Source organism: Micromonospora sp. NPDC048905 (assembly GCF_040649655.1).
Classification (GTDB): domain Bacteria; phylum Actinomycetota; class Actinomycetes; order Mycobacteriales; family Micromonosporaceae; genus Micromonospora.
In genome coordinates, this window is the sequence record NZ_JBEZFV010000003.1 from 326,989 (window position 1) to 353,002 (window position 26,014).

General features: G+C 71.5%; 27 protein-coding genes and 2 pseudogenes. 12 read left to right on the forward strand and 17 right to left on the reverse strand.

Translation table 11 applies throughout. The features are described from left to right. Positions 1-5: 5 nt before the first annotated feature. From AB0C01_RS09725 to AB0C01_RS09740, 4 genes are read right to left on the reverse strand one after another with little or no spacing between them, the layout of a single operon-like run. Positions 6-647, reverse strand: a complete 642-nt coding sequence (locus AB0C01_RS09725; RefSeq protein WP_357570847.1) for a response regulator transcription factor — start codon at positions 645-647, stop codon at positions 6-8. Further along, positions 644-1,912 (reverse strand): sensor histidine kinase, encoded by a 1,269-nt coding sequence (locus tag AB0C01_RS09730; protein ID WP_357570848.1) that lies wholly within the window; start codon positions 1,910-1,912, stop codon positions 644-646. Before AB0C01_RS09730 ends, AB0C01_RS09725 begins: the two co-directional genes overlap by 4 nt. A gap of 11 nt (positions 1,913-1,923) precedes the next feature. Further along, positions 1,924-2,658 carry an ABC transporter permease gene (locus tag AB0C01_RS09735; RefSeq protein ID WP_357570849.1) on the reverse strand — a complete coding sequence of 245 codons (735 nt, stop codon included), beginning with the start codon at positions 2,656-2,658 and terminating at the stop codon, positions 1,924-1,926. A 13-nt stretch (positions 2,659-2,671) separates the two neighbouring features. Beyond that, complete coding sequence (locus AB0C01_RS09740) at positions 2,672-3,580, reverse strand: ABC transporter ATP-binding protein (RefSeq protein ID WP_357570850.1); 909 nt, start codon at positions 3,578-3,580, stop codon at positions 2,672-2,674. Between the two features lie 197 nt (positions 3,581-3,777). Here AB0C01_RS09740 and AB0C01_RS09745 point away from each other — a divergent pair, with 197 nt between their 5' ends. Beyond that, positions 3,778-4,569 (forward strand): EI24 domain-containing protein, encoded by a 792-nt coding sequence (locus AB0C01_RS09745; protein WP_357253810.1) that lies wholly within the window; start codon positions 3,778-3,780, stop codon positions 4,567-4,569. Between the two features lies 1 nt (position 4,570). Then, positions 4,571-5,086, forward strand: a complete 516-nt coding sequence (locus AB0C01_RS09750; protein ID WP_357253812.1) for an O-acetyl-ADP-ribose deacetylase — start codon at positions 4,571-4,573, stop codon at positions 5,084-5,086. Positions 5,087-5,122: 36 nt separating this feature from the next. Here AB0C01_RS09750 and AB0C01_RS09755 read toward each other — a convergent pair whose 3' ends face one another. The 4 genes from AB0C01_RS09755 to AB0C01_RS09770 all read right to left on the reverse strand — a co-directional run bounded on the left by AB0C01_RS09755 (position 5,123) and on the right by AB0C01_RS09770 (position 8,523). Beyond that, complete coding sequence (locus AB0C01_RS09755) at positions 5,123-6,019, reverse strand: GNAT family N-acetyltransferase (protein ID WP_357253814.1); 897 nt, start codon at positions 6,017-6,019, stop codon at positions 5,123-5,125. Between the two features lies 1 nt (position 6,020). Next, the gene (locus AB0C01_RS09760) at positions 6,021-6,434 is read right to left on the reverse strand and encodes a RidA family protein (RefSeq protein WP_357253816.1); all 414 of its coding nucleotides are present in this window, start codon (positions 6,432-6,434) and stop codon (positions 6,021-6,023) included. A 121-nt stretch (positions 6,435-6,555) separates the two neighbouring features. Next, complete coding sequence (locus tag AB0C01_RS09765) at positions 6,556-7,563, reverse strand: LacI family DNA-binding transcriptional regulator (RefSeq protein ID WP_357253818.1); 1,008 nt, start codon at positions 7,561-7,563, stop codon at positions 6,556-6,558. Between the two features lie 201 nt (positions 7,564-7,764). Then, positions 7,765-8,523 (reverse strand): maleylpyruvate isomerase family mycothiol-dependent enzyme, encoded by a 759-nt coding sequence (locus AB0C01_RS09770; RefSeq protein ID WP_357253819.1) that lies wholly within the window; start codon positions 8,521-8,523, stop codon positions 7,765-7,767. A gap of 69 nt (positions 8,524-8,592) precedes the next feature. Between AB0C01_RS09770 and AB0C01_RS09775 the strand changes: the two genes are divergently transcribed. Next, positions 8,593-9,675, forward strand: a complete 1,083-nt coding sequence (locus AB0C01_RS09775) for a UDP-N-acetylmuramate dehydrogenase (RefSeq protein ID WP_357253820.1) — start codon at positions 8,593-8,595, stop codon at positions 9,673-9,675. Positions 9,676-9,874: 199 nt separating this feature from the next. On the opposite strand, the gene AB0C01_RS09780 is transcribed toward AB0C01_RS09775, so the two are convergent. Both AB0C01_RS09780 and AB0C01_RS09785 read right to left on the reverse strand, forming a co-directional pair. After that, the gene (locus tag AB0C01_RS09780) at positions 9,875-10,663 is read right to left on the reverse strand and encodes a class I SAM-dependent methyltransferase (RefSeq protein ID WP_357570851.1); all 789 of its coding nucleotides are present in this window, start codon (positions 10,661-10,663) and stop codon (positions 9,875-9,877) included. A gap of 62 nt (positions 10,664-10,725) precedes the next feature. Continuing rightward, positions 10,726-11,487 carry an SDR family oxidoreductase gene (locus AB0C01_RS09785; protein WP_357570852.1) on the reverse strand — a complete coding sequence of 254 codons (762 nt, stop codon included), beginning with the start codon at positions 11,485-11,487 and terminating at the stop codon, positions 10,726-10,728. A gap of 205 nt (positions 11,488-11,692) precedes the next feature. Between AB0C01_RS09785 and mshA the strand changes: the two genes are divergently transcribed. The 4 genes and pseudogenes from mshA to AB0C01_RS09805 form a co-directional block, all read left to right on the forward strand. Next, entirely contained in the window at positions 11,693-13,057 is a 1,365-nt protein-coding gene (mshA, locus tag AB0C01_RS09790) for a D-inositol-3-phosphate glycosyltransferase (RefSeq protein WP_357253826.1), read from the forward strand. A gap of 57 nt (positions 13,058-13,114) precedes the next feature. Then, positions 13,115-13,630, forward strand: coding sequence for a YbjN domain-containing protein (locus AB0C01_RS09795; RefSeq protein WP_357570853.1), 516 nt, complete (start codon positions 13,115-13,117; stop codon positions 13,628-13,630). Positions 13,631-13,906: 276 nt separating this feature from the next. Beyond that, positions 13,907-14,209: pseudogene (locus AB0C01_RS09800) on the forward strand (hypothetical protein); the annotation flags it as partial. A 561-nt stretch (positions 14,210-14,770) separates the two neighbouring features. Continuing rightward, positions 14,771-15,139 (forward strand): annotated as a pseudogene (locus AB0C01_RS09805) (hypothetical protein); the annotation flags it as partial. A gap of 373 nt (positions 15,140-15,512) precedes the next feature. On the opposite strand, the gene AB0C01_RS09810 reads toward AB0C01_RS09805, so the two are convergent. After that, positions 15,513-16,790, reverse strand: coding sequence for an MFS transporter (locus AB0C01_RS09810; protein ID WP_357570854.1), 1,278 nt, complete (start codon positions 16,788-16,790; stop codon positions 15,513-15,515). Positions 16,791-16,865: 75 nt separating this feature from the next. Beyond that, complete coding sequence (locus AB0C01_RS09815; protein WP_357253832.1) at positions 16,866-18,149, reverse strand: MFS transporter; 1,284 nt, start codon at positions 18,147-18,149, stop codon at positions 16,866-16,868. 152 nt (positions 18,150-18,301) lie between these two features. On the opposite strand from AB0C01_RS09815, the gene AB0C01_RS09820 reads away from it, so the two are divergent. Further along, positions 18,302-19,069, forward strand: a complete 768-nt coding sequence (locus AB0C01_RS09820) for a phosphoglyceromutase (RefSeq protein ID WP_357253834.1) — start codon at positions 18,302-18,304, stop codon at positions 19,067-19,069. 49 nt (positions 19,070-19,118) lie between these two features. On the opposite strand, the gene phoU is transcribed toward AB0C01_RS09820, so the two are convergent. Next, a complete protein-coding gene (gene phoU / locus AB0C01_RS09825; protein ID WP_357253836.1) occupies positions 19,119-19,772 on the reverse strand; it encodes a phosphate signaling complex protein PhoU in 654 nt (217 codons plus the stop codon). A gap of 205 nt (positions 19,773-19,977) precedes the next feature. On the opposite strand from phoU, the gene AB0C01_RS09830 reads away from it, so the two are divergent. Next, positions 19,978-21,261, forward strand: a complete 1,284-nt coding sequence (locus AB0C01_RS09830; RefSeq protein WP_357253838.1) for an ATP-binding protein — start codon at positions 19,978-19,980, stop codon at positions 21,259-21,261. Between the two features lie 22 nt (positions 21,262-21,283). Next, complete coding sequence (locus tag AB0C01_RS09835) at positions 21,284-21,967, forward strand: response regulator transcription factor (RefSeq protein WP_039906992.1); 684 nt, start codon at positions 21,284-21,286, stop codon at positions 21,965-21,967. A gap of 61 nt (positions 21,968-22,028) precedes the next feature. Here the strand turns inward: AB0C01_RS09835 and AB0C01_RS09840 are convergent, their stop codons facing one another. Then, entirely contained in the window at positions 22,029-22,682 is a 654-nt protein-coding gene (locus AB0C01_RS09840; RefSeq protein ID WP_357253840.1) for an NAD(P)-binding domain-containing protein, read from the reverse strand. A 241-nt stretch (positions 22,683-22,923) separates the two neighbouring features. On the opposite strand from AB0C01_RS09840, the gene AB0C01_RS09845 reads away from it, so the two are divergent. Then, on the forward strand, positions 22,924-23,502 hold the full coding sequence (locus AB0C01_RS09845; RefSeq protein ID WP_112674345.1) for a TetR/AcrR family transcriptional regulator: 579 nt from the start codon (positions 22,924-22,926) through the stop codon (positions 23,500-23,502). Positions 23,503-23,511: 9 nt separating this feature from the next. On the opposite strand, the gene AB0C01_RS09850 is transcribed toward AB0C01_RS09845, so the two are convergent. The 3 genes from AB0C01_RS09850 to AB0C01_RS09860 are packed head-to-tail and all read right to left on the reverse strand — an operon-like array spanning position 23,512 to position 24,928. Beyond that, complete coding sequence (locus tag AB0C01_RS09850; RefSeq protein WP_357570956.1) at positions 23,512-23,895, reverse strand: type II toxin-antitoxin system death-on-curing family toxin; 384 nt, start codon at positions 23,893-23,895, stop codon at positions 23,512-23,514. Then, positions 23,895-24,095: a hypothetical protein gene (locus tag AB0C01_RS09855; RefSeq protein WP_357570855.1), complete on the reverse strand. Its 201-nt coding sequence runs from the start codon at positions 24,093-24,095 to the stop codon at positions 23,895-23,897. Before AB0C01_RS09855 ends, AB0C01_RS09850 begins: the two co-directional genes overlap by 1 nt. A gap of 35 nt (positions 24,096-24,130) precedes the next feature. Next, positions 24,131-24,928 (reverse strand): hypothetical protein, encoded by a 798-nt coding sequence (locus tag AB0C01_RS09860; RefSeq protein ID WP_357253977.1) that lies wholly within the window; start codon positions 24,926-24,928, stop codon positions 24,131-24,133. A gap of 80 nt (positions 24,929-25,008) precedes the next feature. Between AB0C01_RS09860 and AB0C01_RS09865 the strand changes: the two genes are divergently transcribed. Further along, positions 25,009-25,953 carry a Ppx/GppA phosphatase family protein gene (locus AB0C01_RS09865; protein ID WP_357253846.1) on the forward strand — a complete coding sequence of 315 codons (945 nt, stop codon included), beginning with the start codon at positions 25,009-25,011 and terminating at the stop codon, positions 25,951-25,953. The last annotated feature ends 61 nt before the right edge of the window (positions 25,954-26,014 follow it).

The window sequence follows — 26,014 nt, forward strand, 5'->3', positions numbered from 1 at the left end:
GCCGCTCACCGCCCGCCGGGCGTCAGCAACCCCCGGTCGTACGCGGTGGCCACCGCGGCAGCGCGGTCGTTGACCCCGAGCTTGGCGTACACGTGCAGCAGGTGGGTCTTGACGGTGGCCTCGCTGATGAACAGGCGGGTCGCCGCCTCCCGGTTGGAGGCACCCCGGGCCACCAGGGTGAGCACCTCCAGCTCCCGATGACTCAGCGGCTCCTCGGCGGGAGCGCGCAGCCGACCCATCAGCCGCCCGGCGACGCTCGGCGCGAGCACCGACTCACCACGGGCCGCCGCCCGGACCGCGCGCACCAGGTCTTCCCGAGGGGTGTCCTTGAGCAGGTAACCGGTCGCACCGGCCTCGATCGCCGGCAGCACGTCCGCGTCCGTGTCGTACGTGGTGAGCACCAGCACCCGGGCGGTGCTCCCGGCGCGAGCCAGCCGGCCGATGGCGGTCACCCCGTCCATCCCGGGCATCCGTAGGTCCATCAGCACCACGTCCGGCCGCAGCGTCGCGATCAGGGCCAACGCCTCCGAGCCGTCCACGGCCTCGCCGAGAACCTCGAAATCGGGGTCGCCGGTGAACATGCCCCGCAGGCCGTCCCGCACGACCGGATGGTCGTCGACGATCAGCAGTCGTATCGGGGCGGTCAACCGGCACCTCCGGGTAGCGCGGGGACGGACGCCGAGATCGCGGTGCCGCCGCCCGGCTCGGATTCGACGGCCAATTCGCCACCGACCCGGGTCACCCGCTGCCGCATGGCGGTCAGCCCGTACCCGCCGCCCGGCTCGCGGGGCGCCGGCCGGTCGGTGACGTCGAAGCCGGTCCCGTCATCCCGGACATCGAGCGTGACCACGTCCGCCATGTACGACAGGGTCAGCCCGACGCGCGACGCGTCGGCATGCCGGGCCACGTTGGACAGCGCCTCCTGGGCGGCCCGCAGCAGGGTCACCTCGACCTCCGGGTGCAGCGGGCGGGGCGTGCCGGTGGTGGCCACGTCGGCCCGTACCCCGTTCCGGGCCGACCAGCGCCCGCCCAGCTCGACGAGGGCGTCCGGCAGCCGGGCCGTCTCCAACGGTTCCGGGCGGACCGCCTGCACCGAGCGACGGGCCTCGGTGAGGCTCTCCCGGGCCAGGGCGAGCGCGTTGTCGACGTGCCGGCGCCAGTCGGCGGACCGGTCGCGGCCCTGCTCGGCCGCCTCCAGTTGGGTGATGATGCCGGTCAACCCCTGCGCCAGGGTGTCGTGGATCTCCCGCGCCATCCGTTGCCGCTCGTCCAGCACCCCGGCCTCCCGAGCCTGGGTGAGCAGTTGGGCGTGCAGCCCGGCGTTCTCCCGGACCGTCTCGGTGAGTTGGCGGTTGGCCTCGCCGAGTTCCACCACCAACCGCCGGCGCTTGGCGTCCTCCTGTTCGGCGACCATCGCGAACCAGCTCACCGAGCCGGCCACCACCAGGTTGAACAGCACCAGCACCAGCCAGAGCGGCAGGTTCGACGTCACCACCGTCAGGCCGCCGCCCTGCGACGTGGCGACGAGGGTGGCAGTGGTGACGACACCGACGATCCGCCAGTGAGTGCGTAGCACCGAAAAGGCGTGGATGTAACCGACCCAGGCGAAGAAGCCGTACCACGGACTGGCGGCCACCAGCACGGCGGCGAACGTGAGCAGCCCGGCGTAGTAGACCGCCATCAACCCGCGCCGGCTCTGCCACCCGGGGTGCAGGGTGATGAACCAGGCGACCCAGCACCCGGCCGCCGCGGCGACGGCGAGGGTCGGCATCGCCCCCAGGCTGCGGGGCGCCGGTGCGACGAGGGCCAGCAAGGTGCCCAGGGCCAGCCCGCCGAAGGGGAACACCCGATAGAGGCTCGCCTCGCGCTCACGCCAACCGGTCAGACGGTCGTGCCCACCGTTGCAGGTCATCGCATCTCCGCTCACTCCCAGCGGAACAGTTTCGCCGCGCCGGCGCCGGCCGCCACGGCGATCACCGCCATTATTCCCAGGTGCAGCGGCTGCGGCGACGTGCCGGTCCAGGCGTCGAGGAGCGCCTGCACCCCGGGCGGCGTGTAGTCACCGATCCGCGCCACGAAATCCGGAAGCAGGAACCGGGGGAGGTAGGCCCCGCCGAAGAACATGGTGACCATGAACAACGGTGCGGCCAGGGCCTGGGCCGCCTTCGTCGTCCGGGCCACGGCGGCGACCAGCAGGCCGAGCGCCAGCAGCGCCGCCGTACCGAGCAGGAACGCCACGGTGAAGCCGAGCGGGTGCCGGGGCAGCGGCACCCCGAAAGCCAGCCGGGCGACGACGATGAGCAGCAGCGCGCTGGCCAGGATCCCGGCCAGGGCCAGCACCAGTTGGGCGGCGAGCAGAGCCGCCGGGTGCGCCGGGGTGGTCGCCAGCCGGCGCAGCACGCCGCGTTCCCGGTAGGTGGCCAACACGGCGGGCAGGGTGTTCACCCCGACCATGACCAGGGTGACCACCAGCAGCGACGGTGCGAAGTAGCTGACGAAGGTCTGCCCGTCGAATTTCGGATCCGGCTCGCGGAGCGCGGGGATCAACCCGAGCACCGTCAGGATCAGGGTGGGCACGCCGACGGTGGAGAGCAGCGTCGGCCGGTCCCGCAGGTAGAGCCGCGCCTCGATCCTCAGGATCTGGCGAAAGGCGTGCATGGTGGCTCCCTTCTCAGTTGGTGGACCGGTGCCCGGTCAGCTCCACGAAGGCATCGTCGAGGGTGGACTGCTCCAACCGCAGGTCCGCGACGACGATCTGGTGACGGGCCAGCACCGAGGTGACCGCGTGCAGCAACTCGCCGGTGCCGGTCACCACCACCTGGCTCCCGGTACGGTGCACGTCGGTGACCTCGGGCAGGTCGGTGAGGAACCGGTCGTCGACCGGAGCCGACGGCCGGAACCGGATCCGCTGCTCCGGCGCCACCGTCGACACCAGGCCCGCCGGGCTGTCCAGCGCGACGACCCGGCCCCGGTCGATCACCGCGACCCGGTCGCAGAGCCGCTCGGCCTCCTCCATGAAGTGGGTGACCAGCACGATCGTCACCCCGCTGTCGCGGACCTGTTCGATGAGGCCCCAGGTGTCCCGGCGGGCCTGCGGGTCCAGCCCGGTGGTCAGCTCGTCGAGGATGGCGATCTCCGGATTGCCCACCAGGGCCAGCGCGATGGAGAGGCGCTGCTTCTGACCACCGGAGAGCTTCTTGTACGCGGTGTTCCGCTTCTCGCCGAGACCCAGCTTGTCGATCAACGCGGCCGGGTCGGCCGGGTTGCGGTAGAAAGAGGCGTACAACTCCAGTGCCTCGGCCACCCGCAGCCGGTCCGGCAGTTGACTCTCCTGGAGTTGCACCCCGACCCGCTGGCGTAGCTGGGTGGCGTCCCGGCGAGGGTCGAGCCCGAGGACCGACACCTCGCCCCCGTCCGGGACACGCAACCCGGCGACACATTCGACGGTGGTGGTCTTGCCGGCGCCGTTCGGGCCGAGCACGCCGAAGATCTCCCCGGGTTCCACCGCGAACGACACGTCCTCCACGGCCACCAGATCGCCGTACCGCTTCCTCAGGTGGGTCACCTCGATGACCGACATCGTGCCGCCTTCCGCCGCTGGCCTCGTACCCCTCAAGGGTCGTCGGGGTGACCCGGCGGCGAATCGACCGGTCGGCGATGATCGCCGGTGTCCCCGGTTGATCGCCTCCGTCCGTCAACCGGTTGATGCGTGCGGTGCGGGTCGCTGCTAGCGCGCTGCCCGGCGGATTCGATCACCGCTCGCTAGGCTGCTCGATCGTGGACGTCAGCAGAGTCGCCAGCCCGGTCACCGGGGTCGTCGGACGCTTCTTCGCCGGAGCGGGGCTGCTCCTGCGCGGGCTGGGTCTCTACGTCCGCAGCCCGGGGCTGATGCTGCTCGGCGTCGTCCCGGCGCTGATCTCCGGCGCGCTGTTCCTGGCCGCGCTCGCCACCCTGGTGTACTTCGTGGACGACCTCGCCGCGCTCGTCACCCCGTTCGCCGACGACTGGTCGACCACGTCCCGCAGCCTGGTCCGGGTGATCGCCGGGCTGGCCTTCCTGGGCGTTGGCGGCCTGCTCGGCGTGCTCACCTTCACCGCGGTGACCCTGGTCATCGGCGACCCGTTCTACGAGAAGATCTCCGAGCGGGTCGAGCAGCGGTACGGCGGCACGCCCGGCGCGGTGGACGTACCGTTCTGGTCGTCGCTGCGGCGCAGCCTCGCCGACTCGGTACGGCTGGTGGCGCTCACGGTGCTGGTGGGGATTCCGCTGTTCATCGCCGGCTTCATCCCGGTGGTCGGTCAGACGGTCGTCCCGGTCATCGGGGCGGCGGTGGGCGGGTGGTTCCTCGCCGTGGAACTGGTCGGCGCGCCGTTCTACCGGCGCGGAATGCGGCTGCCGCAGCGCCGGACGATCCTTAAGGCCGACCGGGCCACCTCGCTCGGCTTCGGGGTGGCGGTCTTCCTCTGCTTCCTCATCCCACTCGGCGCGGTGCTGATCATGCCGGCGGCGGTCGCCGGTGCCACCCTGCTGGCCCGCCGCTCGATGGGCCAGTCGATCGAGAAGGACTGACATGGAGATCACCCTGGTCGAGGGGGACATCACCACCCAGCGGGCGGACGCCATCGTGAACGCCGCGAACTCGTCCCTGCTCGGGGGCGGAGGGGTCGACGGCGCGATCCACCGGCGCGGTGGGCCGGCCATCCTGGCCGAGTGCCGGGCGCTGCGGGCGTCCCACTACGGCAAGGGCCTGCCCACCGGTCAGGCGGTGGCGACGACCGCCGGAGAGCTACCGGCTCGCTGGGTGATCCACACCGTCGGTCCCGTCTGGTCGGCGAGCGAGGACCGGTCGGCGCTGCTGCGCGACTGTTACGCCAACAGCCTGCGGGTGGCCGACGAGTTGGCCGCGTCCACTGTGGCGTTCCCGCTGATTTCCGCTGGCATCTACGGGTGGCCGATCGACGACGCGGTCCGGCAGGCACTGTCGGTGCTGCGCTCGGCCACGCCGGTCGCCGTCACCGAGGCACGCCTGGTGCTCTTCGGCGCCGACACCCACGCGACAGCCCGCCAGGTCTTCGACGCCGCCTGACGTCGGCGCGCCACCGCCTCGATCACGCCGTCCTGGTCAGGTCAGGTCGGCCAGGCAGGTCCACTGGGACGCCACCGGGCGGTAGCCCAGTCGGGCGTTGATCGCCAGCATCGAGGCGTTGGTCTCGTCGTTCGAGGTGTACGCGATCCGTACGCCGTTGGCGGCGGCCCGGTGCAGCGCCGCCGTCTTGGCCAGCCGGGCCAGCCCACGCCCCCGGTACGCGGGGATGCTGCCCGTGTAGTCCGACCACATCCGGTCCCCGTCCCGCTTGACGAGGCTGAAGGCGACCACTTCACCGTCGACCTCGGCGGCGGTGCTGGCCGTCTTGTCCAGTCCGAGGTTGTCCCACACGTCGTACTGCCAGCTCTCGTAGCTGATCGCGTCGACCGGCACGTCGCCCGGTTCGTCCGCTGCCGAGGCCACATTCGCCACGTACAGCAGGTGGGGGTCCAGGTCGGCGATCGGGCGCAGTCGTACGCCCGGGGGCGGCTCGGGCAGTGCTGGCGCCGGATTCAGGTCGAGTGCCGAGTAGCGCACCTCTCGGCTCGGCTCGTAACCGTGTCGGCGGGCGAACGGCAGCGCCTCCGGCTGTGCCATGGCACGCACCCGGCGGATTCCCAAGGGGCGAAGGTGGTCGGTCGCGGCGGTCAGCAGGGCCGTCCCGACGCCGCGCCCCCGGTGCTCCGGGTGCACGTGCAGCAGGTTGATGCCGCCGACGCTCGCCACCGATGTCGAGGTGATCCGTTCGGCGGACACCCAGCCGACGACCCGCGCGTCGACCTCGGCCACGAAGGCGGCCCAGTCCTCCTCGGGCGGCGGCTCGGCGATCATCTTCCGGGTCGACTCGACACCGCGCACCAGGTACGGAACTACCGTCGCCCGCAGGGCCACCACGGCCGGGGCGTCGTCCGGCGTTGCCACCCGAATCCGCATGTCAGGCCCCCGTCCGTACGGCGGCGACGGCCTCGACCTCGACGAGTTGGTCGGAATAGCCGAGAACGGCAACACCGAGCAGGGTGCTGGGTGGGTCGTGGTCGCCGAAGAAGTCGCGCACCACCTCCCAGACGGTCACCAGGTCGGCCTGCCGGGAGGACGCCACGTACACCGTGGTCTTGACGACGTCGGTGGGGATGGCGCCGGCCGCGGCGAGGGCGGTCTTGAGGTTCGCCAGCACCTGCCGGGCCTGCGCGGCGTGATCGCCTGGCGCGACGGTGCGTCCCTCGGCGTCGAGCGGGCAGGCACCGGCGGTGAAGACCAGTCGCGTGTTTGGTTCGACGGTGGCCGCGTAGGCGTATTCGGCGACGTCGGAGAGTGCGGGGACGTGCAGCAGCGCGACATGGTCCGGCATGCCGGCGAGACTAACCACGATCGCCCGCCGCAGCGAGGCATTAACCTCGCGCCCGTACGGCGAGGAGGCAGTTGTGCGGATCTTGCCGCAGCGCGCGGGCGCCTGACCGCGCCCGGCGCGGTCAGGCGGACACGCGGCGGATCAGTTCGGTGGGGAGCATGACCGACTGTTCGATCGTTTGGCCGGCGGCGAGGCGGAGCAGTTGCTGGGTCATCCGCCGGCCGAGTTCCACGATCGGCTGCCGGACGGTGGTCAGCGGTGGCTCGGTGTAGGCGGCGGTTTCGATGTCGTCGAAGCCGATGACCGCGACGTCCTCCGGCACGCGTCGGCCGGCTTCGCGCAGCGTCCGCAGGGCGGCGTGCGCCATCAGGTCGGAGGCGGCGAAGACACCGTCCAGGTCGGGGTGCTCGGTGAGCAGCCGGTGCATCGCCGCCGACCCGGACTCCCTGGTGAAGTCGCCGACGGCGACCAACTCGGGCAGCCCCGCGTCGTGGACCGCGCTGCGGTAACCGGTGAGTCGTTCGATTCCGGCGATCATGTCCTGCGGGCCGGCGATGGTGGCGATCCGCCGTCGACCGCTGGCGACGAGGTGTCGGACGGCTGCGGTCACCCCGCCCACGTGGTCGACGTCGACGTACGGCACGGGCCCGTCGCCGAGCGGCCGGCCGCTGACCACGACCGGGATGCCGAGCCGGGCAAGTGTGCCGGGCAGCGGGTCGGCACCGTGCAGCGAGGCGAAGAGCACCCCGTCGACGTGCCGGCCGGTGGTGTACCGCTCGACCCGGTGGTGTCCGGCCGGCGAGCCGGCGAGCATCAGCACCAGTTGCTTGTCGGCGGCCTCCAGCTCCTGGCTGACGCCACGGATGATGCCGGGGAAGACCTGGTCGTCGGAGAAGACCCGGGTGGCCGCCTCCGGCATGACCAGGGCGATCGAGTCGGTGCGTTGGGTGACCAGGCTGCGGGCGGCGAGGTTCGGCACGTAGCCCAGCTCGGCGACCGCCCGGGTGACCGCCTCCCGGATCGGCTCGGCGACGGTGGTGGAGCCGTTGACCACACGGGACACGGTGGCCCGGGACACCCCGGCCCGCGCCGCCACCGCTTCGAGCGTCGGCCGTTGCACCGTCGTCATCGCGCCTTCCTCACGCTCGTCACCGCCCGTACCGGGTGCTCAACGCCCGCACCTGGCCATCAGTGTGCGCCGCTGAGTCACGACAGCGTGACCGGCGCTTCCCGCGCTGTCAAGAGAGCGCTCTCTCGGCATCTTGCGGGTTGGCCCCGGAACGGGCGAGGGCGCCACCCGTCGGGGTGACGCCCTCGTCGATCCAAAGGATCACTTCGCCCGCAGGCCGTCCAGCAGGGCGCGGTCACCAGCCACGTCAAGCGTCTCGAAGCTCACCCGACCCCAGAGCGCCAGCAGCAGGTCGCTCGCCGTGCCGCTGACCTGCGCCCGCGCGTGATGATCGTCGTGGTCGAGAATGGTCGCCGTGTCCAGCAGCGCCACACCCTCGCCGCGCAGCCGCAAATACCACTCCTGAGCCGCGTCGGTCGCGGTGAGCTGCACCACCCCGCGCCAGTCGCCCGGCGTCCGCCGTCGACCCGCCGGCAGCCAGGTGTCCAGCACCTCACTCACCCCGTCGGCCGCGAGCTTCGCCTCCACCGGCTCGCCGGCCGCGATGGCGAGCTGGGCGTCCCAACGGTGCACAGCCGTCTCGTGCGCCATCCGGCGCGGCCAGAAGCCGGCCTTCTTCGGCTGCGGAGCCCAGTTCCACGCCGGCGCCTCCGGGTCGAGCCCGTCGAAGACCGTCATCAGCTGGTCGTACCCCTGCTGCCACAGCTGCAGCGGGGGCACGCCCGGGGCCGCCTCAAGCGGCTCCCGGCGGGCCGGCTGAGTGGTCTGGCCGGCACCGGCGAACGACGAAACCCACTGGTAGATGCCCGCGAGGTGCAGTGTGAGGTCGCCGACCGTCCAGCCCGGACAGGACAGAACCGGTGTCTCCGGCGGCGCCTCGGCCACCGCCGCCGCGAACGCGGGACCCTCCGTTCGGAGTGCCCCGACCCAGAAATCCTTGCTGCCCTGCAGTCTGCTCATCGCCATCCTCCCGGGGGTGCCGGACGACCAGTGGGTGCCACGGCTATCGGTCAGCCTAAGGTGAAGGGCGTGCCAGACGCCTCCGCCCAGCCGACAACCGAAGCCGATCGTGCCATCCCTGGTCCACTGGCCAGCTACACCACTCTACGAATGGGTGGGGCGGCCCAGCGGATCGTGGTCGCCGACAGTGCCGACGAGATCATCCGCGCCGTCCGCGCCGCGGACGAGCCGGTCCTGGTCCTGGCCGGCGGCAGCAACGTGGTGATCGGCGACTCCGGCTTCCCCGGCACCGTCGTGCTGGTGCGCTCCCGTGGGCTGCGCGTCATCGGCGAGGACGCCGGATCGGTCACCGTACGGGTCGACGCCGGCGAGCCGTGGGACGACCTGGTCGCCGCCACGGTGGCCAACGGCTGGGCCGGGCTGGAGTGTCTCTCCGGCATCCCCGGCTCGACCGGCGCTACCCCGATCCAGAACGTCGGCGCGTACGGCCAGGAGGTCGCCGAGACGATCAGCGCCGTCGAGGTGTACGACCGGGCCGAGGGCACCCGCCACAGCATCCCCGCCGCCGACTGCGGGTTCGCCTACCGAGGCAGCATCTTCAAGTACCGGGACCGGTGGGTGGTCCTCTCCGTCGACTTCCGGCTCACCCCGTCCCCGCTCTCCGGCCCGGTGCGCTACGCCGAGCTGGCTCGTGCGCTCGGTGTCGAGGTGGGTGACCAGGTGCCGTTGGCCGACGCCCGAGCGGCGGTGCTGCGGTTGCGCGCGGGCAAGGGCATGGTGCTCGACGCCACCGACCCGGACACTCGCTCGGTCGGTTCCTTCTTCACCAACCCGGTGCTGGACCAGGCGACGTACGAGTTGCTCCTGGAGCGCGCCGCCGAGCTGGGCGACCCGCCCGCCTGGCCGGGAGCCGACGGCCTGGTCAAGGTGAGCGCGGCCTGGCTGATCGACAAGGCCGGCTTCACCAAGGGCCACCCCGGCGAGGGCGGAGTGTCGATCTCCAGCAAGCACACCCTGGCCCTGACCAACCACAGCGGCACGGCCAGCACCGGTGATTTGCTCGCCCTGGCCCGCGACATCCGTGACACGGTGCACGACCGCTTCGGCGTGACCCTGCACCCCGAACCAGTCCTCATCAACTGCGCCCTCTAACCCACCCCACCCCACCCCACCCCGCCCCGGCACGCCTCCACCCCCGGCCCGACCGCGTTGATCAAGGAGTTGTGGCGGGGGACAATTGCCGCCTTCGGGGTTAAAGCGCCCACCACGCCTCCATGATCGACTGGCCTGGCCTGGCCTGGGCTGGGCGGGGCGGGGCGGGGCGGGGCTGGGCTGGGGCGGGGCGGGCTGGTTACGGGAGGGGCCAGGGGACGGTTAGTTCGCCCTGGCGCCAGCGCGTGGGGCCGTCCAGGACGGGCCAGCCGGTCTCGCGGAGCCGGGTCACCGCGTGCAGCCAGCGTTGGCGGGGGCCGAAGGTGGCGTACGGGGCAGCGGCCTGCCAGGCGTCGTCCAGGGCGCGGATCAGATCGTGCACCGGCTCACCGGGAACGTTGCGGTGGATCAGCGCCTTGGGTAGCCGCTCGGCCAACTCGGCGGGGCTGCCCAGCGTGCTGAGCTTCGCGGACAGGGTCAGCGTCCGCGGGCCGTCGGCGTCGACCAGCAGCCAACTGGCGAGCCGACCCAACTCGTCGCAGGTGCCCTCGACGAGCACCCCATCCGGGGCGAGCGCGGCGGTCATCGTGCGCCAGGCGTCCGGGACCTCGCTCTCGTCGTACTGTCGCAGCACGTTGAACGCGCGGACCAGCACCGGCCGGAGCCCGGCCAACTCGAACCCACCCCGAGCGAACGTCAGCCCGGGTGGGTCGGCGGCCGGGGCCGCGGCCGCCACCCGGGCCGCGTCGATCTCCAATCCGACCAGCCGTACGTCCGGACGGACCCCGGCCGCCAGTCGAGCGCGCAACTCCACCGCGGTCACCGGGGTGGCGCCGTAGCCGAGGTCGACCACCAGGGGGTCCTCCGCCGCCAGGAGCCGGTCGGCGCAGGTGGCGACGATCCAGTTGTCCACCCGCCGGAGTCGGTTCGGGTTCGTCGTCCCGCGGGTGACCACGCCGAGCGGCCGGCGCCGCGCCACAGGGCTCATGTCGACCTCCGGGCCAATCTCCGTTCGCGACCGCAGGGCTCGAAGACCCGGCGCGCTTCTCGCTAGACCCGGTGCACCTTGTGCTGGGCGGCCTGTGCCCGGGGCCGGACCACCAGCCGGTCGATGTTGACGTGCTCGGGGCGGGTGGCGCACCAGGCGATGCAGTCGGCGACGTCCTCGGCGACGAGCGGCCCCGGCACCCCGGCGTAGACGGCGGCCGCCCGTTCCGCGTCGCCCTCGAAGCGGACCAGCCCGAACTCGTCGGTCTTCACCATGCCCGGGTCGATCTCGATCACCCGCAGCGGTCGGCCGCACAGCTCCAGGCGGAGCGTGCCGGCGATCGCGGTCTGCGCGTGCTTCGCGGCGGTGTAGCCGCCCCCGCCCTCGTAGACGGTCAGGCCGGCGGTGGAGGAGACCACCACGATGGTGCCGGAGCGGGACGCCTCCAGCGCCGGCAGCAGCGCCTGAGTGACCCGCAGGGTGCCGAGCACGTTGACGTCGTACATCCACTGCCAGTCGGCGACCGAGCCGGACTCCACCGGGTCCAGCCCGCGCGCTCCGCCGGCGTTGTTCACCAGCAGGGTGACTGGTCCGGGTGCCTGGGCGGCGGCCTCGGCCAGCCCGGCCACCGACTCGTCCGAGGTGATGTCGCAGGTCACCGCGGTGGCCTGCCCACCAGCGGCGGTGATCTCGGCGACCAGGTCGGCGAGCCGCTCGGCGCGGCGGGCGGCGGCGAGTACGTGGAAGCCTTCGGCGGCGAGCCGGCGGGCAGTGGCCGCGCCGATCCCGCTGGACGCTCCGGTGACGATGGCGACTGAGGTCATCCCGACATTGTCACCCCGGGCGTACGACCCGCCCCGACCGGGCGTACGGCGGCCGTGGGTGGGCGTCGGGTGATGAGGTCCGTCACGCCGAGGGGCCGCGCCGGGGAATTTCCGAAGCCCGATGGGGAAGATGACATCCGGCGTACAGGTTGACCGAGAAGCGCCGGTCGTGCGAGACGGCATCAACCGTGACAAAGGAGCGGATGTGGCGGAAATGCACACCGGTGTCGGGCGTCAGCGAGGTGCCCAGCCGTGGCCCCGGCCTCGCCGCATCGCCACCCTGTCGGTCCACACCTCCCCCCTGCACCAGCCCGGCACGGGTGACGCCGGTGGCATGAACGTCTACATCCTCGAAGTCGCCCGGCGTCTCGCCGAGGCCAACGTGGAGGTGGAGATCTTCACCCGGGCCACCTCCGGCGACCTTCCCCCGGTGGTCGAGATGGCGCCCGGCGTACAGGTCCGGCACATCACCTCCGGCCCCCTGGAGGGCCTCACCAAGGAAGAGCTGCCCGGCCAGCTCTGCGCCTTCACCGCCGGGGTGCTGCGCGCCGAGGCGTCCCGCCCACCCGGGCACTACGACCTGATCCACTCCCACTACTGGCTCTCCGGGCAGGTCGGCTGGCTGGCCAAGGAACGCTGGGGCGTGCCGCTGGTGCACACCGCGCACACCCTCGCGAAGGTCAAGAACGCCCAGCTCGCGGCCGGTGACCGGCCCGAGCCCAAGGCCCGGGTGATCGGCGAGGAGCAGGTCGTCGCCGAGGCGGACCGGCTGGTCGCCAACACCAGGGTCGAGGCCAGCGACCTCCTCACCCGCTACGACGCCGACCCGGACCGGGTCAGCGTGGTGCAGCCGGGTGTCGACCTGGGTCGGTTCCGGCCCGCGCCGGGCAACCGGCCCGCGGCCACCCGCGAGGCTCGCCGCCGGCTGGGGCTGCCGTCCGACGGGTACGTCGTCGCCTTCGTCGGTCGGATCCAGCCACTCAAAGCCCCCGACGTGCTGATCCGCGCGATCGCCGCGCTGCGCGAACGCGACCCGGCGCTGGCCGACCAGGTGACAGTGGTGATCTGCGGCGGACCCAGCGGCAGCGGGCTGGATCGGCCCACCGCGCTCATCGAACTGGCCAGCACCCTCGGTGTCACCGACGGGGTGCGGTTCCTGCCGCCGCTCACCGGAGACGATCTCCCTGCCCTGTACCGGGCGGCGGATCTGGTCGCGGTGCCATCCCACAACGAATCGTTCGGGCTGGTCGCCCTGGAGGCACAGGCCTGCGGTACGCCGGTGCTGGCCGCCGCCGTCGGAGGACTGGTCACCGCCGTGCGGGATCAGGTCAGCGGCGTACTGATCGACGGCCACGACCCGGTCGACTGGGCCGGGGCGCTGGGCCGTCTACTGCCGGACCGAGCCCTCCGGGCGGCCCTTGGCCGAGGAGCCGAGCAGCACGCCCGGAACTTCTCCTGGGACCGTACGGTCGCCGGTCTGCTCGGCGTCTACGGCGAGGCCATCGCCGCACACCGCGCCCGGCTCGCGGCCGACCTGGTGGCCAACCCGGCACTCTCCTGCTCCTGGTGACCGAGGGGCGTCGCCGTCAACGGGTGCGCCGGGCGGGTCGGTCGTAGAGTGGGTCCGGTGAGCCCGAAGAGCGATCTTGCGACCCTGATCGAGTCGGTCTGCGCCGAGCGTGAGTTGGCCTGGGAGTCGACCGGCCCCGACTCGTACGCGGTGACCCTGCCGGGCACGCACAAACTCAAGACGGTCTGCAACCTGATCATCGGGGAGCACGCACTGCGGGTCGAGGCGTTCGTGATGCGCCAACCGGACGAGCGCCGCGAGGAGCTGTGGGCCTGGCTGTTGCAGCGCAACGCCCGGATGTACGGCGTCTCCTTCTCCACCGACGCCGTCGGCGACGTGTACCTCACCGGGCGGGTCAACCCGGCCGGCGTGGACGCCGACGAGTTGGACCGGCTGCTCGGCTCCGTGCTCACGTACGCCGACGAGTCGTTCGACACGATGCTGGAGATCGGCTTCGGCAGTTCGATCCGCCGCGAGTACGAGTGGCGGGTCAAGCGCGGCGAGTCGACAGCCAACCTGGCCGCTTTCGCCCACCTCTTCGAGCCCTCCGGCTCCGGCCCCGACCACTCCTGACCCCTGCGCCCCGTGAGCGCCCTGCGTCCCCCCGCGCGCGCGGGGGGCGCGCGCGCCCGGCGCCCGCGCGCGCCCGGCGTCCTCTCTCGCCATGATCGTGCTCGAACCAGGATGTAGGGGTGTCGTCGACGTGGCGAGGCCACTCGATCCTGGATCGAGCACGATCATGGCGAGCTGACGGTGGTTCGGACTGCTCCTGACGGGTATGCCGCTCCGCGCGGTGCGGCGAGGGACCCCCGCGCGCCGAGGACGGAGTGTCAAGGAGCGGAGCGTCCCATGGCTCAGCGGAACAGCTCAGGTCGCGGCGCGACTGCGACCAGGACGAAGCGACAGGCCGGCAACCAGACGCCGGGTACCCCGGGAGTCTCCGAGTCGGAGATCTCCCGGATGCGGGTGGACGACATCCGCGGGCAACTGCGCAAACGCGGGGTCTCCGGGATCTCCGCGCTGCGTAAGCCCGACCTGGTGAAACAGCTGGTGCGCTCGATGCGGGCCGGCGCAGGTCGGAGCAGCACCGGCCCGACGGGCCGGGCCACCGGCACCCGGGCGTCGGCGGGTCGTGCCGCCGCCACGAAGAAGTCGGCGGCCAGACCGGCATCGAGCCGCGCGAAGGCCGCACCGGCGAACAAGAGCGCTCCCGCGAAGCGGGCCGCCGCAACGAAGGCGACCGCCACGCGGAAGTCGACGGCGGCGGCGAAGAGGGCGCCGGCGAAGAAGACCACCGCCGCAACGAAGGCCACCGCCGCGAAGCGGACCACAGCGGCGGCGTCGACGGCGGCACGCAAGACCACGGCGGCACGCAAGACTACGGCGGCACGCAAGACCACCGCCGCGAGCCGGACCACGGCCGCCCGCAAGACCGCAGCGGCCCGCAAGACAGCGACGGCGCGTACGGCGCCCGCGCGGAAGGCGCCGGCGAAGAAGGCACCGGCCCGGCCGGCGGCGAAGCGCACGGCACCGGCCAAGAGCACGGCGGCCAAGCGCACGACAGCGAAGCGCACGGCACCGGCCAAGAGCACGACAGCGAAGCGCACGGCACCGGCCAAGCGCACGACAGCGAAGCGTGCGACGCCGGCCAAGAGCACGTCGGCGAAGCGCACGCTGACGCCGTCGACCGGTGGCGGGACGACGGCCGGTGGGATCCGGACCGGACGGGGCACCGGGCGGTCGGTCCGCAGCTCGCAGGTGATCTCGTCGGTGCTGGACCGGCCGGAGCGGCCGGGGCGCAGTTTGATCACCACGAATCACGAGGTGATCCAGCGGTGGGCCCGGGAGCGTGGGGCCAAGCCGGCAACCATCGCGGGCACCGAGCGCGACGGTCGGGCGGGCGTTCTGACCTTCAACATCCCCGGTTACCGGGAAAGTAGCCGAATTCGCGAGATCACCTGGGATGAGTGGTTCCATACCTTTGATCTGCGGCGACTGAACCTGATTTATCAGGAACAGTTGCGCAGCGGTCGGCAGAGCAGCTTCTTCCGGACCGAGTCACCCGATCGGGAGGACGGTTGAGGCGTTTGCGGGAATGGCTGACGGGTACCCGGCTGTTGCCAGAGATTGAGGCCCGAGCAGCGGATACTCGTCAGTTGTGACCGGCGAGACAGACGTTCTGGGTTGAATCCAGAATCCGGGCGAACTAACTTTATTGCACCGCGCCACGCTTGGAAACGTTCGGGGGAGCGGCGGATCGATCAGATCCGCGCACCAGGCGAGGCGCGAGGGGACGGGTGGATTTACCGTTGGGGGACGGTGGCCCACCTGTTTGGACCGGCGGCTGAGCGGGCGATGCTTACGGGGGTGAGTGTTTGCCCGCCGCCGCCGGCCCCACCGGCGGGCGCCCATCACGACCTCAGGGTCGAGGTGGGCGCTTTGCCGTGTCGAGGGGTCATGCGGTGGGCACCCGGTCGGCGGACGACGATGTCTGCTCTCGCCGTAGCGCGGCGACGTGTCGTTCCCGGGGTGGTCCGGCGACCAGGTGCCCGACCGCCGCTGCCATGCCCAGCCCACCCACGAGCAGCCAGTGCCGGTCGCCGAGGTGTTGCAGGCTCACCCCGCCGAGGGTGGGAGCGACGAACGCCGCCGCCGGGAACGTCAGGTAGAAGACCGCCTGATATCGGGCACGGAGCCGCGGCGGTGCCAGGTCGGCATTGATCTGCGCGTTGGGCGGGGCGGCGAGCATCGAACCGATCGTCCAGACCGCCGCGGCACCCAGGTAGACGGCCAGTTCGTCGGCGACGACGAGCGCCCCGAAGCCGAGCGCGAGCAGCGCGGTGGACGCGGCCAGTACGACGTCCTTCCGGTGCCTGTCGATCAGCCTGGGCACGAACAGTTGCCCGATCACGATCAGCGCGCCGCCGAGCGCCACCACCAGCCCGTACGCCGATGGGCCCAGACCGTCCGCGCGCATGGCCAGCGGCATGATCGTGGACGTCTGCATGGTGAGGACGGCCAGCACGAAGGTGAGCCCGACGAAGATCAGGAAGGTGCGGTCGGTGAGCGCTGTTTGCAGCCCTTGCCGGCGAGGCCGGACCGACGCGCGACTGGCCGGCGCAGGGTCGGCGGGCGGGGCGGCCAGGCGCAGGGTCTCCGGCACCTTCCAGGCGATCACGGCGGCCGCCGTCAGGGTGGCACCGGCGTCGACGAGGAACAGCGCCGTGAAGCTCGCCTCGGCCAGCACCCCGGCGAGCAGCGAGGCGACCGCCATGCCCAGGTTGAACGCCCAGAACTGAAGGTTGAACGCGCGGGAGCGGCGCTCGGCGGGCACCACGTCGACGATCGCCGCGACGAACGCCGGACTGGGCATCGAGTGGACCACGCCGACGAGCGCGGAGAGCACCGCGATCAGGAGCAGGTGCTGGCTGAAGGCGAGTGCCACCATCAGGGCGGCCGTGCTCACGTGCGCGGCGAGCAGGGTCGCCCGGCGGCCCCACCGGTCGGCGAGGACGCCACCGAGCAGCACGCCGGCCGCACCGCCGGCCCCGTACGCGCCGACCACGGTGCCGGCCAGCCCGATGCTCGCTCCGCGTACGTCGGTGAGGTAGAGCGAGAGGAACAGCATGGCGAACGCGCCGGCCCGGTTGATCAGCAGTCCGGCCCAGAGGTACCAGAAGGTGGCGGGTAGCCCGCCCGCGGTGTCGTGCCACCAGCGCCGCAGGGCGTGCACCCGACCTCCATACAGTTCGCTTTCTTAACTGTTCCGAGTGCAGGGTAGGAAATCGGGCCGCCCCGGCGCCAGTCGTCAGGCGGCTGCCTCGGCGGGTTGCGGCGTCCGGCTGGTGTCGACAGGTGCCAGTGCCTCGCCGGATCGGCGCAGCGCGGCGGCGCGCCGCTCCCGGGCCGGTCCCGACACCAGGTGGGCCACGGCGGTCAGGACGCCGAGCGCGGCGCAGCCGTACCAGAGCGCGTCGTTGCCGACGTGCTCGCGCACCAGGCCGCCGAGGATCGGCGCGCTGGCCCCGGCGATCTGCCAGGACAGGGAGAAGACGCCCTGGTAGCGGCCGCGTAGCTCGGCCGGGGAGAGTTCGGCGATGAGCGTGGAGTTGGACGGCGAGTTGAGCATCTCGCCGACCGTCCAGATCAGCACGGTCAGCCCGTAGAACCAGGGGGTGCCGGCGAACGCGGTCAGCCCGAACCCGACGCCCATCACCACGGACGCCAGCGCGAGCACGTGGGAGCGGCTCCGACCCCGGATCAACCGGGGCACGAAGAGCTGGCCGACCACGATGAGGATCCCGTTGAGCGCGATCACCGAGCCGTAGGTGGCCGGGCTCAGGCCGTCGTCGCCCATGGCGATCGGCAGCATCGAGATGTGCTGGAGGAAGACCAGCGCGGCGAACAGGTTGAGAGCCACGAAACCGAGGTAGACGCGGTCGGTGAGGATCGTGCGCAGAGCGCCGCGCGGGGCGGTCGTCGCGGCGGTGGCGGCGATACCGGACCGCCGGGTCTCCGGCACCCGGGTGAAGATGATCAGCGCGGTGATCAGCATGGTGCCGGCGTCGACCACGAAGAGCAGCAGGTAGTCGGCCTGTGCGGCGAGGCCGGCGAGGACGGCGGCGCAGGCGAAGCCGAGGTTGATCGCCCAGTAGTTGAGCGAGAAGGCGCGCAGCCGGTCCTTCGCCGGCACCACGTCGATCATCATGGCCCCGAACGCGGGCCGGGCCGCCTCGGCGAACATGCCGAGCAGCAGGGCGCCCAGCGCCACCGCCCAGAGGTCCCGGGCCAGGCCGAGGCCGAGCATCATCACGGCCGCGCCCACGTGGGCGGTGAGCAGTGTCGGCCGGCGACCCCACCGGTCCGCGAGGGTGCCGCCGGCGGTGGTGCCGAACGCGCCGCCGACGCCCCACAGGCCGATCACCAGGCCGGCCTGAGAGGCCGAGAAGCCGCGTTCCTGGGTGAGGTAGATGGCGAGGAAGACGAGGACGAACGAGCCGAGCCGGTTGATCAGGGTGCCCGACCACAGGTACCAGAAGGTGGTGGGCAGGCCTCCGGTGGTGTCCCGGAACCAGCTCCGCATCGTCCGCATAGGGCGCCCCGCTTGCAAGTAATGACCGATGTGACTGTCGTGCCTTACAACCCTAGCGGCGGGCGCGGCCGCTGGTCATCCGCATATTCACGTGGTGGTCGTCACGACGGCTGCCCGCGTGTCCCCTCGGCGGTTGAGGCAGGATGATCCGCATGACTGCGAGCGAAGGGCCCACCGTCGGGACGCTGGTCCTGCTGCGACACGGTGAGAGCGACTGGAATGCCAAGAACCTCTTCACCGGCTGGGTGGACGTCGACCTGACCGAGAAGGGCGAGCGCGAGGCGAGGCGCGGCGGCGAGCTGATGCGCGAGCACAGCCTGCTGCCGGACGTCGTGCACACCAGCGTGATGCGCCGTGCGATCCGCACCGCCGAGCTGGCGCTCAACGCCGCCGACCGGCACTGGATCGCGGTGCGCCGGTCGTGGCGGCTCAACGAGCGCCACTACGGCGCCCTGCAGGGCAAGAACAAGAAGCAGACCCTCGACGAGTACGGCGAGGAGCAGTTCATGCTCTGGCGCCGGTCGTACGACACGCCGCCGCCGCCGATCGACGACAACGACGAGTGGTCGCAGGTGGGTGACCCCCGCTACGCGCTGCTGCCGACCGAGCTGATGCCGCGTACCGAGTGCCTCAAGGACGTCGTCGAGCGGATGCTGCCCTACTGGTACGACTCGATCGTGCCGGACATCCTGGCCGGCCGGACGGTGCTGGTGGCCGCGCACGGCAACTCGCTGCGCGCCCTGGTCAAGCACCTCGACCAGATCTCCGACGAGGCGATCGCCAAGCTGAACATCCCGACCGGCATCCCGCTGCGCTACGACCTCGACCCGCAGTTGCGCCCACTCACCCTGGGCGGCACCTACCTCGACCCCACGGCAGCGAAGGAAGCCGCCGCCGCGGTCGCGAACCAGGGCCGCTGAGCCGACGACGAAGGCCCCCGGGATTCCGGGGGCCTTCGTCCTGGTTGGTTCAGCTCGCGGAGGGTCCGCTCTGCCCGGTGATCAGGTAGATCACGTGCTCGCCGGCGTTGACCGCGTGGTCGGCGAAGCGCTCGTAGAAGCGGCCCAGCAGGGTGGCGTCGATCGCGGTCTCCACCCCGTACGGCCAGTCGTCGCCGAGCAGCACCGCGAACAGGTTCTTGTGCAGCTCGTCCATGGCGTCGTCGTCGCGGTCCAGTTCGCCGGCCAGGTCGGCGTCGGGCTTCGCCAGCACCGAGCCGATCTTCACAGCCATCCGGTCGGCGATCTCGGACATCTCGGTGAAGACCGTCCGCAGCTCGGCCGGGACGGCGGGGGAGGGGTGCCGGCGCAGCGCGGTCTTGGCCACGTGCTCGGCGAGGTCGCCCATCCGCTCCAGATCAGCGGCCACGTGCAGCGCGGTGATCATCGCCCGGAGGTCGGAGGCGACCGGTGCCTGTCGGGCCAACAGGTCACAGACCCGCTCCTCGACGTGTCGGTAGAGGTCGTCGATCTCGCCGTCCCGCTCGATGACCGTCTCGGCGGCCTGCCGGTCGGCGGTGAGCAGGGCGCGGGTGGCCTGGCGCATGGCGGCGCGGACGCCCTCCGCCATGTCCACCAGCAGTTGGCTGACGATCTGGAGGTCGGCCCGAAACTCGTCGCGCATCATCACGTCCTGTGGTCGGTCGCCGCCGGCGGGTGCCGGCGCAGGGGGGTTGAGCAGGTGCGACGCCAACGGTATGGGGCGCGGGCGGACCTCGGATGAACCACGGTGAACGACGCCGGACGCGGGGGTGAACACTTCTGAAAGTGAGGGTGGTTCGTCCCGTTCTGTGTGGTAGCCAGGTTAACAATGACCCTACGATCGCCGGGTGGAGTGGACGGTGGCGGTCGTGGTGGCCGTGGCATTGGTGGCCGGATTGGTCGCCGGTCTCCTGCTGCCCCGGTTCCTGCCCTCGCGGGACGGACGCTCCACGTCGACGGGGAGTGTCAACTCCCGCTCAAGCAGGGGGAGGCCCGCGATAGCCGACGAGCAGCAGGCCGGGCTCGGCCGCCGGACGATCGACTCACTCCGGGCCGGTGTCGTGGTACTGGACAACGACGACGTCCCTGTGTTGATCAACCCGGCCGCCCGCGCGATGGGGCTCCTGCGTACCGGCAGCACCCCCGGCTCGATCGCCGCGCACCCGCTGATCCGTACCCTTGCCGGCCAGGTGCGACGCACCGGGGTGCGGCGCGAGATCGAACTCGACCTGCCCCGGGGTCGCGACAGCGCGGGGGAGAACCCGCTCGGCGTGCACCTGCGGGCGATGGGTCTCGGCAACGGCTTCATCGCGGTGGAAGCGGTCGACGTGACCGAGTCGCACCGGCTGACCCGCGTACGACGCGACTTCGTGGCCAATGTGAGTCACGAGCTGAAGACCCCGATCGGGGCGCTCCAACTGCTCGCCGAGGCGTTGCTCGACGCCACCGAGCCGGCCGACGCGGCGGCGCCCGACCTCTCCGAGGACCTGGTGGCCGCGCGCCGGTTCGCCGAGCGGATCCAGCACGAGTCGACCCGGCTGGGTCGGCTGGTGCAGGAGTTGCTGGAGTTGACCCGGTTGCAGGGCGCCGAACCGCAACCGCCACCCGAGCCGGTCGCGCTGGACTGGGTGATCGCCGAGGTGGTCGACCGGACCCGCACCACGGCTTCCGCCCGCAATGTCGAGGTGACAGTCGACGGTCAGCGGGGCCTCACCGTGTACGGCAGCGACTCCCAACTCGCCACGGCGGTGGCGAATCTGGTGGAGAACGCCATCAACTACTCGGGTGAGGACACGGCGGTGCGGGTCACCCTCCGCGGCGACGACGAGCACGTCGAGATCGCGGTCGCTGACCAGGGCATCGGCATTGCCCCCACCGACGTGGACCGGATCTTCGAGCGGTTCTACCGGGCCGACCAGGCCCGTTCGCGGGCCACCGGCGGCACCGGACTCGGCCTGGCAATCGTGAAACACATCGCGAGCAACCATGGCGGACGGGTCGAGGTGTCGAGCACTCTTGGTGGTGGATCGACGTTCACCCTCCGGCTGCCCGCCAGCCCACCGGACGACCTGCTGGCGACACTGCCGCCGGTTGGGATCGAGTCCGGTCCGGCTGGGCTACGGCAGGTCTGACAGCAATGAAAGGAAATCCCCGTTGAGCCGCGTTCTGGTGGTCGAGGACGAGGAGTCGTTCTCCGACGCCTTGTCGTACATGCTCCGTAAGGAGGGCTTCGAGGTTTCGGTCGCTGCGACCGGCACCGACGCCCTCACCGAGTTCGACCGGACCGGCGCCGACATCGTGCTGCTCGACCTGATGTTGCCCGAGATGTCGGGGACCGAGGTCTGCCGGCAACTGCGGCAGCGGTCCGCCGTGCCGATCATCATGGTCACCGCTCGGGACAGCGAGATCGACAAGGTGGTCGGGCTGGAGATCGGCGCCGACGACTACGTCACCAAGCCGTACTCGCCGCGGGAACTGGTTGCCCGGATCCGGGCGGTCCTGCGCCGGCAGAGCCCGGAGGTGGCCGAGGCGGGGGCGCCGACGCTGGCCGCCGGCCCGGTGCGCATGGACATCGAACGGCACGTGGTGACCGTCGAGGGCGGAGCTGTGCAGCTGCCGCTGAAGGAATTCGAGTTGCTGGAGCTGCTGCTGCGTAACGCGGGCCGGGTGCTCACCCGCGGCCAGCTCATCGACCGGGTCTGGGGTGCCGACTACGTCGGTGACACCAAGACGTTGGACGTGCACGTCAAGCGGTTGCGTTCCAAGATCGAGCCGGAGCCGTCCGCGCCGCGTTTCATCGTCACCGTTCGGGGCCTGGGCTACAAGTTCGAGCCGTGATCGGCGTACCCGAAGGGGGTCTGCGTTCGACGCAGGCCCCCTTCGGGCTGTTCGCGCTCGGTCAGCGGACGACCTTGACGTTGAAGATGGCGGTGTCGAGCCGGCCGTAGAGCCGCAACCAGAGCGGCAGCAGCATCTCGGTGCCCCGCGCGGTGGAGAGGTCGCCGAGGTCGATCACGTCGGTGTGCCCGAAGCTGATGAGCAGCCCGGTGACGATCCGCTTGGCCTCCGCGTCGTCACCGGAGACGAAGACGCTGTGCTCGCCGTCGGCGAGCTGACGCGGATGCACCATCAGCTCGGCGGTCAGCGTGTTGAGCGACTTGACCACCAAGGCCTGTGGAAACTCGCGCTGGATGCGTTCGGCGAGGGAGTCGGTGTTGTGTACCGACAGGGTGGGCGGGAAGCCCGCGCCGAAGTCGAGCGGGTTGGCGATGTCGAGCAGGACCTTGCCGGCCAGGTTCGGTGCGCCGGCCGCGGTCAGGGCGGGCAGCGAGCCGTTGCCGTTGGTGGCGTTCACCACCAGCTCGGCGGCACTGGCGGCTTCGGCCAGGGTGGCCAGGCCGACCTCGGGGTGCTGCGCCACCCAGGCGGCCTGTGCGCCGGCCCGCAGGGCCGCGACGTCGCGGGTGCCGATGACGACCTGGTGGCCCAGCTCCGCCGTGCGAGCGGCGATCGCCTGCCCGACCGAGCCGGTTCCGAGAACTGCGATACGCATGTCGATCGATCCTCCGTCGGTGTGCCAAGTGGACTCATGCCGAGTGCCAGCAGGCTAACAGACAGGTCTGTCTACTGCTGCCCCGCGAAGAGCGTCCTGCGCAGCAACGGCACGTGCAAACGCCGGGGTGGGGCGGGGCGGGAGGACGCGCCCAGGCGATGCCGGCCGTTGACGCGGTGGGATATGCAGACGGAACTGTCTGTAGGATCTGTGCCGCCACCAGCAGATCGAGGGAGTGTCGATGCCCGCGCCCCGCACCCCGGCCGGCTCGGCCCGGGACCGGATCCTGGATACCGCGTTCCGGTTGTTCTACGCGCACGGGCCGCGCGGCGTCGGCGTGGACACGGTGATCGCCGAGTCCGGCGTGGCGAAAGCGACGCTCTACAAGCACTTCCCGCGCAAGGACGATCTCGTGCTGGCGTACCTCGATCGGGTCGACCAGGCGTGGTTCGGCGCGTTGCGGGCGGCGGCCCGGGACGCCGGCGACGAGCCGCGCGACCAATTGGTCGGGATGTTCGACGCGCTGGTCGGCGCCTGTCGCCGGGACGGTTACCACGGCTGCGCGTTCATCAACACCGCCGCCGAGTCACCTGCGGGCGGGCCGGTGCACGCCCGGACGGTCGAGCACAAGACGGTGGTCCGCGCCTGGGTGACCGAGCTGGCCCGGCAGGCCGGCGCTGCCGAACCGGAACTGCTCGCCCGGCAGCTCACCCTGTTGCTCGACGGCGGGCTCGCCAGCGGTGTGCTGGACGGCGATCCGGCGATCGCCGAGGCGGCTCGGCGCAGCGCCCGCACCCTGGTCGACGACGCCCTGCGCTGACCCGAGCGCTCAGACCAGCTTGCGCAGCGCGGCGGCGATCTCGGCCACCTCGGTCAGCCGGCTCTCCGTCACGCTGATCACCAGGTCGTACGCGACGTCCTGGTCGACCTCGTCGAGCTGCGCGATCGTGATGGCCCGGTTCTGCAGCAGGAAGGCGATTGCCGCGATCCAGCCGATCCGCTTGTTGCCATCCACGAACGGGTGGTTGTTGACAAGTGAATGCAGCAGCGCGGCGGCCTTGGTCCACAGGTCCGGGTAGGCATCTTCGCCGAATACGCTCGTCCGCGGCCGGGCCACGGCCGACTCCACCAGGCCGGCATCCCTGATCCCCACACCGATCTTGCGGGCGATGCTGGCCACGTCGGCGAGCGTGGGGTAGCGGACCTCCGTCATCACTCCGCCAGGCGAGCGAGCAGGGTGGCGTGGCGTTCGATGATCTCGTCGGCGAGGTCGCCGAACTCCTTGACGTTGCGCCGTGCGAGGTAGTCGTCGATCGCGCTGACGACCACGGCGTGCATCGACCGCGCCTCTTCGTCCGCGACGTGACGGAGTTGCCGTTCGCGGTCGTCGTCGAGTCGGAGCGTCATGGCCACGCGGCAAATGGTAGCAAGATTGCTACCAAGATCAGCTAGATTTCGTCGGCGGGGTGCGGGGCGACCATGCCCTGCTTGACCCGCGCCGCGCACAGCTCGGCCAGCCGCTCGTAGGCGGCAGCGCCGATCAGTGCGCTCAGCTCCGGGGCGTACGACAGGTACATCGGCTCGGTGCCGACGTGCGCATCCGTCGAGGAGGTGCACCACCAGTCGAGGTCGTGCCCACCGGCGCCCCAACCGCGCCGATCGAACTCGGACAGGGTGGAGACCAGCACCTTGGAGTTGTCCGGCCGCTTGACCCAGTCCTGATCGCGGCGGATTGGTAGCTGCCAGCAGACGTCCGGCTTGTATTCCAACGGGTGCACCCCGTCGCGCAACGCCTGACCGTGCAGGGCGCAGCCCCCACCGCCGGCGAAGTCGGCGTCGTTGAGGAACACGCAGGGGCCGTCGGCGCCCTGGGTGGCGGTGCGGCGGGCCGGGTTCTTGCCGTCGATGGTGTCCTCGTCGGTCCAGTTCTTGAAACCGCGCCGGAAGTGCTGCCAGGTCGCCGGGGTGAGCCGCTTGACGGCGTTGCGGACCCGCTTCTCGTCGTCCGAGTCGGTGAAGAACGCCCCGTGCGAGCAGCAGCCGTCGGCGGCCCGCCCGGCGATGATGCCGTGGCAGCCCTTGCCGAAGATGCAGGTCCAGCGGGAGAGCAGCCAGGTCAGGTCGGCGCGGATCAGGTGCGTCTCGTCAGCCGGATCGGTGAACTCGATCCACTCCCGCGGGAAGTCCAGTGCCACCTCACGGCTGCGCGGGTCGCCTGGGTCGTCCACCAGCACACGGAGCTCCATCGTCACCCGGCCCAGCGTACGCGCGGTGTGGGGCGCAGGCCGGCGAGCCGCGCAAACGTGTTGCACCTAGGGTCTTCACCATGCGACTGGGTGTTCTCGACGTCGGATCCAACACGGTGCACCTCCTGGTGGTGGACGCGCACCACGGCGCGCACCCCTGGCCGGCGCACTCCGAGAAGGTGGTGCTCCGGCTGGCCGAGCAGATCGGCCCCGACGGCGCGCTGACCGAGGCGGGTGCCGACGGCCTGGTCAAGGCCGTGGGCATGGCCAAGGCGGCGGCCACCGGCCTGGCGGCCGACGACCTGATCGCCTTCGCCACGTCCGCGGTGCGCGACGCCACCAACGCGGCCGAGGTGCTGACCCGGGTCCGGGACCAGACCGGCGTACGACTCGCGGTGCTCTCCGGCGCGGACGAGGCACGGTCGACGTTCCTGGCCGTCCGGCGGTGGTTCGGCTGGTCGGCGGGTCGGCTGCTGGTGCTGGACATCGGCGGCGGCTCGCTGGAGATCGCCGCCGGCATCGACGAGGACCCAAACGTCGCGGTCTCGCTGCCGCTCGGGGCCGGCCGGCTGACCCGGGAGCGGTTGGGGGTCGACCCGGCCAGCGCGGTCCCACCGTCGGCGGAGGCCGTCGAAAAGCTCCGGGAGTACGTGGACGGCCGGCTGGACAAGGTGGTCGACCAGATCACCCAGGTCGGTTGGGACCGCGTGGTGGCCACCTCGAAGACGTTCCGAACCCTGGCCCGACTGGCCGGGGCCGCGCCCTCCGGCGCCGGGCTCTGGGCGCGGCGCAGCCTGACCCGGGCGGGCCTGCGGCAGGTCATCGGGTTCATCCGGCACATCCCGCCGGCCCAGTTGATGGAGCTGGAGGGGGTCAGCGCGGGTCGTGCGCACCAGCTGCTGGCGGGTGCCGTGGTCGCCGAGGCGGTGATGCGCCGCCTGGATCTGGACTCGCTCGACATCTGCCCGTGGGCGCTGCGCGAGGGCGTCATCCTCCGTCGACTCGATCAACTCGAACCGAGCTGACCCGGGGGTCGGTTTCGGCCGATTTGCCGGCGCTCGTCGCAATGACGACAGCGCTGCCGGG